Below are 12,908 nucleotides of genomic sequence, written 5' to 3' on the forward strand. Positions count from 1 at the left end.
TTTTATCTTTTTTACACTTAAATGTTTTTAATTCCAAAATGAGATATAAGTTTATTCAGAAAAGCTATGATTCCAAGTAAACTACCGCCTGATTGTATGCATTTGCTATAAAATCAAAACTGTTTTTCATACTGCCTCTGACCTTATTAGCCGCTTTATCAGAAGCATCCCTCCATATTTGTTTTAATGCATCCGAAAGTGAATCATCGCGCTCTATTTTTGGATAATACAGTGATAAGCACTCGACAAAGGTTTGTGCGTCGAGTTCCCTGTATTTCATATTGTACGAGCCGAGGGCTCCTTTAAATAATTTGCACAGGTCTTTAGAGTGTTTACCTATAGCATTTAAATCTTCCTCCTGACTGAGCGCATCTTTCTCACTACTGCTTTTGGCAGCACGGTTAGTACCGATGGCATCGGAATTATTATACAATTTATTCACATGGTGCTTGGCTTTCTCCGTTAACTGGATTCCTGCACGTATTGCCTCCAGTTGGGTGGAGTAAACGCAGCACTTTAGTACCTTTACCGGATTTTCTTTTGCCCATTGACGGGTGTATGCATCAAAATGTTTTATTGAAATTGGATGAACAATGATGTTGTCAAGTGCTTTTTCAAGGGAAGCCTTCTCATGTAATGCCTTCAATACACTGACTGTTGAGTCTATCGCCATCTGACCCGCCAGAAAATTCACCGGATGTGATGCTTCATCTTTTGCCAGCATCGTGTGGGACGGATTATCGCCGTGGGGATACATACCGTTGATTGACTCTTGGATGGCTTTCAACTGTTGTTTTAAAACCAACTGATATTCTCTAATATAAGTGGCAAGTATCACGCACAAGTAATGTTTGATAATATTCTTATACATCTGTAGAGCTTGCTCAATATTTTCAATCACGTTGTTTTCAAACCATTCCATGGCTTTTATTACACCCTCCGGCATCTTTTCATTCACATACTTTTTGATTTCTAACCATTTATCCCGCATATCGAAGAACTTATTCAAGCAATCTTCGACTTTAATCCAGCCATTGTTTCTTGTTTGGTCAAAGTGACGGCACAACAATAGAATAAGCAAGTCGTTTCCATAGAGTGTTCCTGGTTCCATATCCTTTTTAGGAGGTGTAAGTTCCAATGAAAATTTTGAGTCACCGAGCATAAGTAAAGCTGTCGCCATCATATCCTCCAAATCATAAGTTCCGGTAACAATGGGAGTATATAAGGCTTTTTTATAAAAATAATCTCCATCGTTTCTCCATCGCATTTTATTTCCCTCAGCTCTTAGCACATCGTCTTTACGGCTGATAATTTTTTTGACTGCTTCTTCATCAAATGTCATGCCCTTGTCAATATGAAAATAGTCTATCCGCTTTTGACTGTAATCTCTGAATCTGTCACTTTCTGTACACCAGGTTACCACTTTATCGAACCATACTTTTACAAGAGTCACTTCGGCAAAGTTACTGTGGGCATAAAAATCCTGTATGGTATGCAAAGCACCGCCAAGCTTTACGAGTTGGGTGGGTTCTGTGAAATTAATTTCCTTTAATCGTTGAAGGAGTTGGTCGTATATAACCTTTGTACCCCAAGAATCCTTATCGCTCCCTTTTCTATTACTTCTTATGTATTGCTTTATACCCTTTGTCCTGTTTATGGAAATCTCATCGTCTTTGATTTCGCCATTGAACCCCCATTTCTTCAGTTTCTCAGATGTAATAGCCGGTAACCCTTTCGGATTATCGCAATGGTCATATGGAACACTGACACCTATTATTTTACCAAACCCCGGAATCAACCCTTTTTTTTCGTCATCGACAACCAGTCGCCATTGTTTCGGGTTGGTATAGTAGGCGCTTCTTTTAACGATTTTCCTTTCTTCTTTAAAAAACTTCCGGATGGCTATGATTCTCACGACATCTTCCAATACCTTCTTTAGCTCTTCCGGTTCAGGAGCCACCTTACTATAAAAGTTTTCCAATCTTTTTTTATTGTCTTCTTCTTTAAAGAAAGCAGAAGGTTCGAAAAGGAAAGGAGCTATCAATTGGGCATAGTCTTTTAGCCAGTTGCCGCGGTAGAGATATTGTATGTTTACCTCTTTTCTCAGTGCATCTATACCACTTCGGGCAATAGCATTTCTTTGTATATTTTCATGACCGAACCCTCCCTGATAGCTCAGATCCTCCACCTTGAATCCTTCATAATCTCTCACATGGTCATCTGTACCATACTGACGGTCTTTGGTGTATTTTTCCAGTGCGTTATGCGCTTCTGCAATATCCCATTCCAGCGCAAATGCCCCTTCCGGAGTTTGGGCCTGAGCGAAGGGTACGCTCTGCAACTCATGGAAATCAACATATAGCACCCGGCACATACCCCGGTAAGCAAAGCGTGCCCCTTCGTCTCCTTCGGCGTCGTCATTTGCATTTGTATCGTATTGGCAACGGAGCAGCCAGTCTATGTGATGACCGAATTCCTCTACCAAAGCCACCATTAGCTTATGTCGCTTTTCGTTATCCTCAATCGCTTCTTCCACTGCTCGTCTGGAAACATAAATTTTATTGGTCTTTTGGTTGTAGGCTGCCATCAGGCCGTATATCCGGTTTTCACATACTTGTATCTCAGGGTTAGGCAGGCTCCTGTCCTGACAAGCATCATAGAGCTTGTCTACAGCGTCCTGAGACACGTCCTTGCCGAATACATCCGCCATGCGGAACTTGAATATCCATTTGCCGTCACTCACGGCAAGGTCAATCAATTGTTTCCATGCAAAATCACTTTCCAGAGTTACCTTGCCACTCTCCACCGGCTCTTCTTCTTCTCTGGCTGCGATTTGTTTTTTCAGTTCTTTTTCTTTTATATCGCCGGAGGTCGGTTCGTCAAAGTGAAGATTGCTTTTTATCCGGGCGGAATGTACAATGCCCGTATAGCTTTCAAAGGTGGGGGAGGAAATTTTCACTGTAGTATTAGGAACCACTGCACCTCCTTTGGATGTTTTTGCCGTGCTGAATACCACCGGCTTGCCGTTAAGCAGAACAGTGGGCATGCCTTCTATCAATGTATCCGGCCCATAGGGATGAGTGGCTATATCACCAACCACCGCGATAGGCTTTTTATTAATGGTTGCCGTTACGGCAGAACACTGTATGATACTGCCGGGACCGGTGCTTGCACCGAGAGTGACTAAAAATTTACTCATAGCGTTTCTTTTTTATTCAACATACTTTTCATATTCAGGACCATCGTAGGGAGGAACGGGAGAGCCAATAACACGAGAGTTGATGGCGGCGTCAAAACTTTCAATATCAGTGCCATCCTCCGATTTTCTAATCATATAGGTATAGTATTCTTCTTTGCGGTGAATAGGAGCCTTAGAATAATCCCACTTACCAAGATGGGTATAATAAAGCAGTGGGAACGGGTCGTTACTAAATTTTAAAATCGTTTTTTTTAAGAATTCATCAATATGCATCCCTCTACCCAAAACAGCACCACCGACAATGATTTTGCCCGTGAAATAATGACGGGGACAACGGTTCCGTAGCCATTTTATATTGTCTTCACTGATAGCTCCATTCAAATCTATATTCCAATCGATAAGTATTCCGTTAACAGGGGCACTGTCTTTTCCGCTTTTATCCAATGAAGTCATAGTAAGTCCTATAGAGTCCCAAATATAAATTCCCGGCTCTGCAAGACGTTCGTATTGCCCAAATATCTCGCATAGTTCTCCGATTGTCATTCCCGGCATAAACGATTTGCCATTGTAGGTCATGGTAGTATCCGTAAAAATAAACAAGTGCTTGGTGTTTACCCCTTCCTTCTCGTAATCAATAGGCGGTTGGGGTTTGGCAACGGCTTTATGTTCTTCTAAAAACCGGTCGACTTTACCCATCAGGTTATCAATTCCATTCAATAACTTATCATTGGTAGAAGCACAACTGTTGCACGAAGACAGAGTGAACATACAAAGGATACAGTATAGTAGATGTATGATACCGGTGCTTGCACCGAGAGTGACTAAAAATTTACTCATAGCGTTTCTTTTTTATTCAACATACTTTTCATATTCAGGACCATCGTAGGGAGGAACGGGAGAGCCAATGACACGAGAGTTGATGGCGGCGTTAAAACTTTCAATATCAGTGCCATCCTCCGATTTTCTAATTCTATACGTATAGTATTTTTCTTTGCGGTGAATAGGAGCCTTGGAATAATCCCACCTACCAAGATGAGTGTAATAAAGCAGTGGGAACGGGTCGTTACTAAATTTTAAATTCGTTTTTTTTAAGAATTGGTCAATATGCATCCCTCTACCCAAAACAGCACCACCGACAATGATTTTACCTGTGAAATAGTGACGGGGACAACGGTTCCTTAGCCATTTTATATTGTCTTCACTGATAACTCCATTCAAATCAATATTCCAATCAATAAGTATTCCGTTAACAGGAGCACTGTCTTTTCCGCTTTCATCCAATGAAGTCATAGTAAGCCCTATAGAGTCCCAAATATAAATTCCGGGCTCTGCAAGGCGTTCGTATTGCCCAAATATCTCGCACAGCTCTCCGATTGTCATTCCCGGCATAAACGATTTGCCATTGTAGGTCATGGTGGTATCCGTAAAAATAAACAAGTGCTTGGTGTTTACCCCTTCCTTCTCGTAATCAATAGACGGTTGGGGTTTGGCAACGGCTTTGTTTTCTTCTAAAAATCGGTCCACTTTACCCATCAGGTTATCAATTCCATTCAATAACTTATCATTGGTAGAAGCACAACTGTTGCACGAAGACAGGGTGAACATAAAACCAATGCAGAACAATATTTTTATAGACTTCATCATTTCTATTTTTATAATTAATATTGATTAAGGCAATTCCAATTTGTTGGAACTACCCTGAACCTCTACTTTTTTTCCACCCAGTTTAGTGTTCTTTTTCCCATCAAGAGTTAATTTCCCTTTACTGATAACCGAAACTTCATCTGATTCATTTTGGTACTCTTTAGACAAAACATCCAGCGAGTTATTAACATCTACTTTGAGTTTATCGAATTTCAGTTCCCCTTCTTTGGCGACACTCACATCAAGTTTGCCATCAGCAACAATGTTTATATCTTCCTGTGCATTCAATTTTATATTTTGAGCATTCAAAATAATTGCCTTGGGAGCTGTTAGTTCTATTATCTGTTCTTTGGAATTTATATGTATCACGTTTTCATTAGCATCCTTAAGGACAATGCCCCAGTCTCCCCCTTCATCATCATTGAACTCCAGTGTATGCCCACTGCGGGTGCGTATGCTCTTGACTGTATTGTCTTTTGCCGCTCCCTCGGAATTTGCCTTATAAAAAAGACTGCCTGTCACATACGGACGGTCTGGATTGCCTTGCTCGAAACCTACCATCACCAAATCACCCGGTTCGGGAATGAATACAAAACCACGGTTTCTGGCAACTTGGTCGCTCTTGCCCGCATCCGGGCTTTGAACCCGCATCCAGTAGCTCTCGCCACCGTCTATCTCCTGCCACATGAATTGCACTTTGACGCGTCCCTGATTCTTAGGGTCGTCATTACTCACCACTCTTGCCATCTCAGGATAGGCTACCGGCATCACAGCATCTCCCCACGGCATGACGGGCGTACCACCGGGCACACCGCAGAAAGTGTTACTATACAGCCCTTTATCATCTACCGTATGTGTGATCTCCGTGATGCGGTAACGTCCCAAATCGGTCATTTTAACTCCCGGGAAACTTTCGGGAACACGGGTGACGACCAATTCTCCCAGACGGAAGCCGCAATTACGACTTTTTGCCTTGATTTGAGATAATTGGGAATAGTTGCGGTGAAAACCGGCATCTCCGTAGTGTTCCAAATCCATTGCGCTATACGCAGGTCTTATCGAAGGCAGTCTTGCCTCTGTAGGGAAGATGGGTTCACTGCATTCTTCAGCCGAACGGGAACCAAGGGTAGCGCCTTTCGGCCTTCCGCTATAATCGTAATAAAATTGGTCATCTACAGGATTGAACTCATAGGTACTGTGGTTCAGTGAACGTACTGTTGCGTTGATGCTGACCCCTGTCAGGTCTATATCATATCCTGCACGTGTTTCTGTTTCTATTTCCGGATCTCCTATCTGCAATGTTTCCCCGTTGTAATAGAACCATTCGCCGTAGGAACGGAGCAGACGGGAAAGGAATCCGTAACTCGTTTCTTTATAGCGGGCGACATAGGGTATAATGTCCGTATGTTTGGGATTGTTGACTACATTCATCTTTACCCCGCTCTTATCAAGTATGTCACTGACTATCGTATTCAAGTTTTGCTCTACATAGCAATCCATAGCAGGATCTCTGTCAAGCAGGATGGTAGGGCTTCCCCCTTCCAGAATGACAAATCCCTGATTACCGTCGAAACCTTCGGTACGAATATCTGAAATCAATCCGTAAAATTCCGTTTTCTCCCCACTCTCATGATGGGTCATGATGATAGAAACTTTCTCACCCAACTGCTTGAATATCACATCGGGACCGATAGCCCACACGCTTGGCTTATCAGGACGGTAGTTCACTTTAATTTTGAAACGGTGGTGCATACTGACCGACTGGTTGAGTTCCATTGTCACATAATCGCAGGCTTTTCCTGCCACTTTTATCTCCACGCTTACTGCGTCTAAATTTTTCGATGCCATAATTAATATGTTTTATGGATGATTACTATGAATTGATAAACACACGGTAGTTATAGGTTTCCGGAGACAACCGCCTGAGCTCACTGTCTATATCAACGGCGAACTCTTCTGTGTCAAACCCTTGCATCCCCTCCGATAACCGCAGATACACGTCCAGTGTCCTTATGAAGCCCTCACTTTCCTTTTTTCCGGCTGCATATCCCAGCTTTACCTCCACCGAACGGATGCTGTCGCCATATCTTGCCATGCAGAAGTTTCGGATATCTTCTTTCGTGTATATGCTGCCGTGTGACAACAGCATGAAGCGGTACATATCCATACGGCGCTTTACGGACGGGGACGGCTTTCCTCCTTGTGTAGATGTGACAAATCTCAGTGTGGTTTTGTCTATGTCAGGGTTTGCGCAGTCTCCCAAGGGCTCTCCCGTATAGATGTTATTGGCAAATTCACCATTAGTCAACGTATAATCCACAGTCAACTGGGTATCCTTGTCATAACGTTGATCTATGACCACATACGACAGCATTTCCTGCCCTTCAACTCCGCCAATATTTTTATCTTCCAATTGGTTTACCCGTTCCTCTATCTGCTCGATTACCTCTTTCACTCCGTCTTTGTCAGTGGAAGAAAAAGCCATGCTTTCATCATAAAGCAGGTCTGTCAGGCGGTTCAGATAATCTTTGGCGTCCATTGTATTGAAGCGTTCACATCCACCTCTTCTGACCGAATAGGAACCAACAGTGCTCTCATCCCTTGTGGTGGAAATTTCCCGGAGTTGCTCTCCGTGGTTATCGGTAACCGAATCCACAGACAGGAAATACTCGAATTCGGTCTTTTCCAGAGGGAGAATGGTCGATGCAGAATCTACTTTTCTGGTAACCCTTGCCGGGTATCTGTTTACTACGATGAAAGTATTCATCTGCATCTTTACCTGTTCAAGTACTTCTTTTGAAAAAGCGGTGGGAAATTCTATATCTATCCACACGGTATCCGCATCACATCCGGAAATGAAATCACTTGGTAACAGAGTAGCGATTTCTTCGGGCACTCTACTGCGTGACAATTCTCTGACTTTTAGCCCGGAAGCTTTCAATGTCAGGTAGTGGGGAGCATATTTACTGGTTATTTCTTCCGCAATGAGCCTGCCGAGGTCGTATTTCTCGCTGACCGAACGTGCCGGGTCGTACTCGATTCCTCCTTTGATTTCTACCGGAATGCCTCCAATCGTGCAATGGCAGTACGGCAATAATTTCAGATAGCTGCTTTTATCCACTACCAGTGGTATATCTATATATAATGGCAAATCGTTGAGGGTAGTTACATTACTGCCTATCTTCATTCCGATACTGATTTTCCGGCACATCACCGACACATCGGAACGAAGGTGGGCGATGGCATCACGATCTCCTTCGGGAGTGATTGTACAAAATTCATCTGCTGTCACAAGATATTTCAGTTCAGCATTGATAATGCGGGTTTCGTGTAGCGGAGTAAAAAAGATGTTTTTCATTTTATACTTTTTTACTATCTCCGTGCTTTTGTATGAAAACAGGTCTGAGGAAGACACTGTAGCTTGCGGTGTGTACGGCCTGGCTGCAGCAACGGCATGGGCGGGTCTGGCAACCAATGCCGTGTGGGGAGTAAGGGCGGAAGCTACTTTCTCTAACAATCGGCTTTCAATAGTATGCACATCACCGGACAACTTAAAGATTTCGCCCGACAAAGCTTCAATCAGCAATCTGATAAGAGGGTCTATGCCATCTATGTTTCGTATGTCATACAGAGCTGCCGCCTGTTTGAACATCCGAGTTTTAATACTTTCCTTAGTAAATAGATTTGCCATACGTTTTAATTTTATATTTCAACAGCCTGATTATTCATTTGATAAAGGGCCCATGTATAATTTGTAACCGAAGCCACAGGGAGTACCGGTGGAGTTCAGGATGGCGAGCACTGTAATATCTACCCGTTTACGTATCATCCGGTTATCCAAGATCTCCTCCCTGACCACTTCCTGAAGGTTTACCGACAGGGCAATCTCAGAAATGCGTTTCTCATAGGTAGAAATTGCCTGCATCACGTACCCGGTAAAGAACTCTTTCCATTGTTCGGTAGAAACAATGCGCTCAAAGTCCAGTTCCCAGATACGGCAACCGTATTTAGGGTCGAACCGGTGCTCTCCCGGGCAAGTGGTCAGCAACAGTTCGATGTGCCGGTCGATGGATTCCAGTTCGGAACATCTTTCGAGTTGCCGGCTATCTCCTTCAAAGAGTCTGCCCAAACGTACCGGTAGTTTATAATATTTCAGCTTCATCTTCCAAAGAATTTACTTTGTCGTGGAGTTGCAATATTTCCGCTGCGCATGCTGGTGTAGCGTGCCTGATAGTTGCGGTCAATACTGAAAATATTTCTCTTGTATATATTATGCGACCATAAGTAAGGGCTCCTCCGATCTGCCAATATATCCTCCAGTTTAGCCAGAAGCAATCTCCTGTCGGAAAGGTTGCTTTCCAGAACATAGGTTATATAAGTCCCGGTATAGGGTTGGTATTGTGAAATGAATAATTCACACCCACCGCCTTGCATGGAGGCTTCGCATCTCTCCAGCATGGTATCATAATTGATATATACTCCTGACAGGCCACAAGCCGATGCAGGAGAAGAACAGGGAACTGCCCTCCCGATGTAACCGAGTTTTTCCACCTCTCCGCCATGCCAAAGATCGGTTTTGAGAAGTCCTACCATTTCATGTAGTGAGTATATATCCATTTATTATTGTTTTAGCTCAAATTCATCACTTCCCATCCGGACAGATGGAAGGGTCATCACAATTGTCTTTACCAATGCATCTCCCTGTGATACATTGCGATAATGCACGCAGCTCGCATTACTGAAATTTATCTCGAACAGTGCACCTTCGTCCATAGCATCGCTGTTGCGGTAGAATCGGACTGTCCCATTTTCTTTCCTGTCCGCTCTCATTATCCAGTTTTCTACCTCCGCATTCACCGGCTCTGAAAATACGGCGTATGCTTCCATATATTCTTTGGCGTTATTTCCCGACTCATAGGCAATATCAAACTCTGACAAGATGTGCGACTGCCCGCAAAGTGTCATCTCGCATACCATATCCGGATTGCGTCTGTCCGCAAACACTTCTTTTCCTTTAAATAGCCTGTCGAAAAAGCCCATAGTTATTTGTTTTTAAAAAATAAATCGTTGTCAGTTACAATCTCTTTGGCTTCTATCACAATGATAGTCACCACGCCTTTTTTAACCCGGGAATCGTAGTTCATACGATAACTCCTTACCAATCCACCCGCAAATTGTAGTTTGGCAAAAGTAGTTTCATGTTCATCCAGCATAACGATTGTTCCATCTTCCTGACGGAAAGTGTCAAAGAGCCATCCCAGCAGGATAGCGTCGGCAAATCCGTCAATGGCGATTCGTATTTCACCTCCACAAACACCAGAAGTGATTTCACCTTTACGCCCCACATTCCGGCTCAAACTGTAATCATAGTGTTTTAGCAGATACTTTTCCCGGTATTCGTCGTGGGGAAGGTCAATGTTTTCTTTATGGAGGTACAGGTATGTTTGCATAAATCTATATTTTATGTTTTACATAATAAGGTACTACTATCCTTTATGGCAAATATTTTTTCAGCAAATTGTTTACATCAAGTGCTTTTGCCAATACCACAACATACAAATTACCATTATGTAGATTAAAAACTAATTCAGCGTCAATCCTATTGTTGTCTATACCAAGACTATAGGAAACCTCTACCTCTGAACCATTGTTCAAAGCTATGTCTACTCGATTTGCTGATAATTCGTACTTAACGGTAGTTGCCGACTCACTAATTTTATTTTTAATCTTCCCTCCAATATATAATTTCACCTTATTTAAAGAGGAATAGGGCAATGTATAAACATTATAAGAAACAGCTATCGGAGCAGCTCGTACTTTATAAGGTGAGGGAGCTATTAAATTGGGGAAAAAAGAATTGGGAAGTGGTATAGGGGTATTGATAACCTCTACTATATCTTCCACATGATGAAATAACGAATCAACACGCCCCAGATTTACCAAATCCAGACAAGAATCCTTATATACGCATTCATACTCTATAAAACTACCGTCGTTGTAGACTTCTGAATGCTCCGAAATAGAAGCACGCTCAATAGCAACAACTTTGGTTATATCAAAAGTTGGATTAACTATTCTATTTAATCTACTTTGTGCCATGTAGTTAAGAATAAAAAATGATATTATTGCTAATGCAATTGATAATCCGAGAATTTTTAGAATAATGCTTATCTTCATTTTATAACACTTCTTTTGATGGAACAATAGGCGTTACGCTTGCCGGTGCAAACACTGGTTTCCCTATATTGATAGGTGCAGTAATAATTGCCCCAGCTACAAGGAGAACCAAAGCCACTACTTTTACGGGTTTTATTCCCACGCCTACTCCTGTAGATGAATTATCTTTATTTATATTTTGCCTTACTTCGAAATTTATAGACATATCCCAAAAACTTTCATAATTTATAGACGTTTCCGCCTCTACGTAACCTAATACTGATATTGAATTATATACGCTACTCTTGGAAAATCCACCTTTTACTAAACCTAAATCCAACTCAAAAGAAACAGAGGCTTCCATACTTTTTCCCACTGTATAATTTGTTGTGAAATTGCTGTTGAATATTTTAGCATCTCCTACTGTATGGTCCCCAAACGAATAAGTATTTAGAAATATCATATCCCAATCATATGTAACTCTATCTGTAGTTGTTGCAGATATAAATGGGTGCTCTTTTTTTGAATTAACTCCATCATTTTCAACTTTTAATACGTTATCCGCTTCTGATGAAGCATTTGTTTTTGATGGAGTATTTGTTTTTAGAGTATTGTTGTGCTTGTCCATGATAATTATCTTTTGCCCAACAAATATTCTATTAGGGTCTTTTAAATTATTCCATTCTACAAGTTCTGCAACTGTCACATCGAACCATACGGCAATACCACTAAGAGTCATCCCTTGTTTAACAGTTATCTCTGCCTGATTTTTTGCAAATGGTACATTAAGTTTAAACAATCCTCTAAGGCTTAATTTTCTTGCTTTTATACTGGTGTCAATATGCTGCTCACGCCCTAATGCATAATGCGAGTCGTAATCATACAGACGCCCTATTTTAGGGCTATATCCATTCATGTGAGCAGGTTGAAATGCTTTTGCTTTGGTATAAGCATATCCGCAGTCAATAACAAAACCTTCATACAGTTTCCCTAAAGCAAGATACTTTTCCCTATACTCTTTCAACGTAATATACACTTCGTTGTAAGTCATAATCTTATACTATTACATTCAAATCCAATGGTTATCAAAGCTTATGCCATTTATCAATATTTCATCAGGGGAAATCAACATATCTGTCTTTACACCTCCACCATCGACAATGTTACGGGCAAAGTTTACACAATATGCATTTATAAATTCTATCCGTAACGGCGCATTAGTAGTTTTAGACCGAAATACAATTTCTCCATTTTTAGGAAATGAAGTCATTGCCCAACGATATATACTATCTGGAAGTGTCTGAGACAAACTGACAAGCATTCTACCGCCGCGAACCTCATCCTGTGGTTGTCCTTTATGGTCGACCGATTGTCCAAAACTGATGCTAAATTGGCTCATCTCATACTTTTTACCATCAAGGATGAACCATGCTGTTAAATCGCTATCTATTTGTGGCAAATTAAATAATCCCATAATTCCTTATTTATTAATTGTCCATCGGTTTTCAAGGGTAGTTTCCCCCACTTTAATTTTCCTCGCCTGTAGCGTAACCTTCGTTTGAATATATCCTTTTCCTTGTTGGACATAATCAATTTCCAAACCGACGCAAGCAGCTTGTTCAAAGAATATTTTCTCCAAAGGCTCATTATTGTCATCACATACAACAATAGCCCCATCTTCATATTTTGTCGAACCTAACATCCAGCGGAGCAAATCTTGCTGAGGCAAACCACCATAAGTTAAAAATATACTTCCTCCACGGACTTCCGTCTGAGGCTTGCCGTTGACATCCACTCCTTGTGAAAAAGCAAAATTGCAACTCTCCAACTCGTAACTGTCTTTGTACAATCCCGAAATACTGGAATCGCTCAAAGCACCTATCCTCAAAAAACTTTTATGTCCAAACAT

13 protein-coding genes are annotated in these 12,908 nt (G+C 41.6%); all 13 read right to left on the reverse strand.

The window, feature by feature from the left end; all coding sequences use genetic code 11:
* Nucleotides 1-64 precede the first annotated feature (64 nt).
* From KO473_RS00845 to tssD (KO473_RS00905), 13 genes are read right to left on the reverse strand one after another with little or no spacing between them, the layout of a single operon-like run.
* Entirely contained in the window at nucleotides 65-3,199 is a 3,135-nt protein-coding gene (locus KO473_RS00845; RefSeq protein WP_005819902.1) for an HET-C-related protein, read from the reverse strand.
* Between the two features lie 12 nt (nucleotides 3,200-3,211).
* Nucleotides 3,212-4,036, reverse strand: a complete 825-nt coding sequence (locus tag KO473_RS00850; RefSeq protein WP_005819900.1) for a hypothetical protein — start codon at nucleotides 4,034-4,036, stop codon at nucleotides 3,212-3,214.
* Nucleotides 4,037-4,048: 12 nt separating this feature from the next.
* Nucleotides 4,049-4,843 (reverse strand): hypothetical protein, encoded by a 795-nt coding sequence (locus tag KO473_RS00855; protein WP_005819898.1) that lies wholly within the window; start codon nucleotides 4,841-4,843, stop codon nucleotides 4,049-4,051.
* Between the two features lie 24 nt (nucleotides 4,844-4,867).
* Nucleotides 4,868-6,691 (reverse strand): type VI secretion system Vgr family protein, encoded by a 1,824-nt coding sequence (locus KO473_RS00860; protein ID WP_005819897.1) that lies wholly within the window; start codon nucleotides 6,689-6,691, stop codon nucleotides 4,868-4,870.
* A 25-nt stretch (nucleotides 6,692-6,716) separates the two neighbouring features.
* Entirely contained in the window at nucleotides 6,717-8,534 is a 1,818-nt protein-coding gene (locus tag KO473_RS00865; RefSeq protein WP_005819896.1) for a type VI secretion system baseplate subunit TssF, read from the reverse strand.
* Between the two features lie 30 nt (nucleotides 8,535-8,564).
* Complete coding sequence (locus KO473_RS00870; protein WP_005819895.1) at nucleotides 8,565-9,005, reverse strand: GPW/gp25 family protein; 441 nt, start codon at nucleotides 9,003-9,005, stop codon at nucleotides 8,565-8,567.
* Nucleotides 9,002-9,460: a hypothetical protein gene (locus KO473_RS00875; RefSeq protein WP_005819894.1), complete on the reverse strand. Its 459-nt coding sequence runs from the start codon at nucleotides 9,458-9,460 to the stop codon at nucleotides 9,002-9,004. Before KO473_RS00875 ends, KO473_RS00870 begins: the two co-directional genes overlap by 4 nt.
* Nucleotides 9,461-9,463: 3 nt before the next feature.
* Complete coding sequence (tssD, locus tag KO473_RS00880; protein ID WP_005819893.1) at nucleotides 9,464-9,883, reverse strand: type VI secretion system tube protein TssD; 420 nt, start codon at nucleotides 9,881-9,883, stop codon at nucleotides 9,464-9,466.
* 2 nt (nucleotides 9,884-9,885) lie between these two features.
* The gene (tssD, locus tag KO473_RS00885; RefSeq protein ID WP_005819892.1) at nucleotides 9,886-10,293 is read right to left on the reverse strand and encodes a type VI secretion system tube protein TssD; all 408 of its coding nucleotides are present in this window, start codon (nucleotides 10,291-10,293) and stop codon (nucleotides 9,886-9,888) included.
* Between the two features lie 43 nt (nucleotides 10,294-10,336).
* On the reverse strand, nucleotides 10,337-11,020 hold the full coding sequence (locus KO473_RS00890; RefSeq protein WP_005819890.1) for a hypothetical protein: 684 nt from the start codon (nucleotides 11,018-11,020) through the stop codon (nucleotides 10,337-10,339).
* Nucleotide 11,021: 1 nt separating this feature from the next.
* Nucleotides 11,022-12,050, reverse strand: coding sequence for a LysM domain-containing protein (locus KO473_RS00895; protein ID WP_005819888.1), 1,029 nt, complete (start codon nucleotides 12,048-12,050; stop codon nucleotides 11,022-11,024).
* A gap of 18 nt (nucleotides 12,051-12,068) precedes the next feature.
* Entirely contained in the window at nucleotides 12,069-12,473 is a 405-nt protein-coding gene (tssD, locus tag KO473_RS00900; protein WP_005819886.1) for a type VI secretion system tube protein TssD, read from the reverse strand.
* Between the two features lie 6 nt (nucleotides 12,474-12,479).
* A complete protein-coding gene (gene tssD / locus KO473_RS00905) occupies nucleotides 12,480-12,908 on the reverse strand; it encodes a type VI secretion system tube protein TssD (RefSeq protein WP_005819884.1) in 429 nt (142 codons plus the stop codon).

This window comes from Bacteroides sp. HF-4919 (genome assembly GCF_018860125.1).

Coding starts and splice junctions, on each gene's coding strand:
- KO473_RS00850 (WP_005819900.1), bottom strand. CDS start 4,036: ATGAGTAAATTTTTAGTCACTCTCGGTGCAAGCACCGGTATCATACAT.
- tssD (WP_005819892.1), bottom strand. CDS start 10,293: ATGCAAACATACCTGTACCTCCATAAAGAAAACATTGACCTTCCCCAC.
- tssD (WP_005819893.1), bottom strand. CDS start 9,883: ATGGGCTTTTTCGACAGGCTATTTAAAGGAAAAGAAGTGTTTGCGGAC.
- KO473_RS00875 (WP_005819894.1), bottom strand. CDS start 9,460: ATGGATATATACTCACTACATGAAATGGTAGGACTTCTCAAAACCGAT.
- KO473_RS00865 (WP_005819896.1), bottom strand. CDS start 8,534: ATGGCAAATCTATTTACTAAGGAAAGTATTAAAACTCGGATGTTCAAA.
- KO473_RS00845 (WP_005819902.1), bottom strand. CDS start 3,199: ATGAGTAAATTTTTAGTCACTCTCGGTGCAAGCACCGGTCCCGGCAGT.
- KO473_RS00860 (WP_005819897.1), bottom strand. CDS start 6,691: ATGGCATCGAAAAATTTAGACGCAGTAAGCGTGGAGATAAAAGTGGCA.
- tssD (WP_005819884.1), bottom strand. CDS start 12,908: ATGTTTGGACATAAAAGTTTTTTGAGGATAGGTGCTTTGAGCGATTCC.
- KO473_RS00895 (WP_005819888.1), bottom strand. CDS start 12,050: ATGACTTACAACGAAGTGTATATTACGTTGAAAGAGTATAGGGAAAAG.
- KO473_RS00890 (WP_005819890.1), bottom strand. CDS start 11,020: ATGAAGATAAGCATTATTCTAAAAATTCTCGGATTATCAATTGCATTA.
- tssD (WP_005819886.1), bottom strand. CDS start 12,473: ATGGGATTATTTAATTTGCCACAAATAGATAGCGATTTAACAGCATGG.
- KO473_RS00855 (WP_005819898.1), bottom strand. CDS start 4,843: ATGATGAAGTCTATAAAAATATTGTTCTGCATTGGTTTTATGTTCACC.
- KO473_RS00870 (WP_005819895.1), bottom strand. CDS start 9,005: ATGAAGCTGAAATATTATAAACTACCGGTACGTTTGGGCAGACTCTTT.